Origin of the sequence: Mesorhizobium sp. (assembly GCF_024509055.1) — a bacterium.
Lineage (GTDB): Bacteria > Pseudomonadota > Alphaproteobacteria > Rhizobiales > Rhizobiaceae > Mesorhizobium.
The window spans coordinates 1,004-1,439 of the sequence record NZ_JANINM010000312.1; the positions used below are offsets into that span (position 1 = coordinate 1,004).

The window sequence follows — 436 nt, forward strand, 5'->3', positions numbered from 1 at the left end:
GACCAGACGCTGGGATTCCTGGTTGCCGTAGACCAGGACCGCGTTGTTGGTGACGTCGGCCGTAATCCTCACATTCTGCAGCAGCGCAGCGTTGTTCGTCGGTTTCGAGGAAGAACTCGAACCGGAAGGATTAGACCCGGATGCAAGATCTTGTCCCGCTGCCGGTGAGGAAGAAGAGGTGCTGCGCATGCCGGCGCTGTTGGGAACGGCAGCAGCACTCGCGCCCCCGCCGCTGCCATTCGAAGCCGGTGGCGCGGCGCTCAATGCGCTGAGGGCTCCGCTGCCGGAGGAAGATACCGAAATTCCGGAGCCGGGCGAAATCTGGCTTGAAGCGTTGTCGAGGCTGTTACCGTTGCCTTGCCCGGTCAGCATTTCGTTGAGTAGCGCGGTGATCTGCCGTGCGCTGCCGTATCGCAGCGGATAGGCTTTGAGGCTG

Annotated in this window: 1 protein-coding gene; it reads right to left on the bottom strand. The window is 62.2% G+C overall.

Annotated elements, in window-relative coordinates; genetic code table 11:
* A partial coding sequence (locus tag Q0L57_RS13960) for a secretin N-terminal domain-containing protein (protein WP_366940909.1) occupies positions 1–436 on the bottom strand: 436 nt, incomplete at both ends.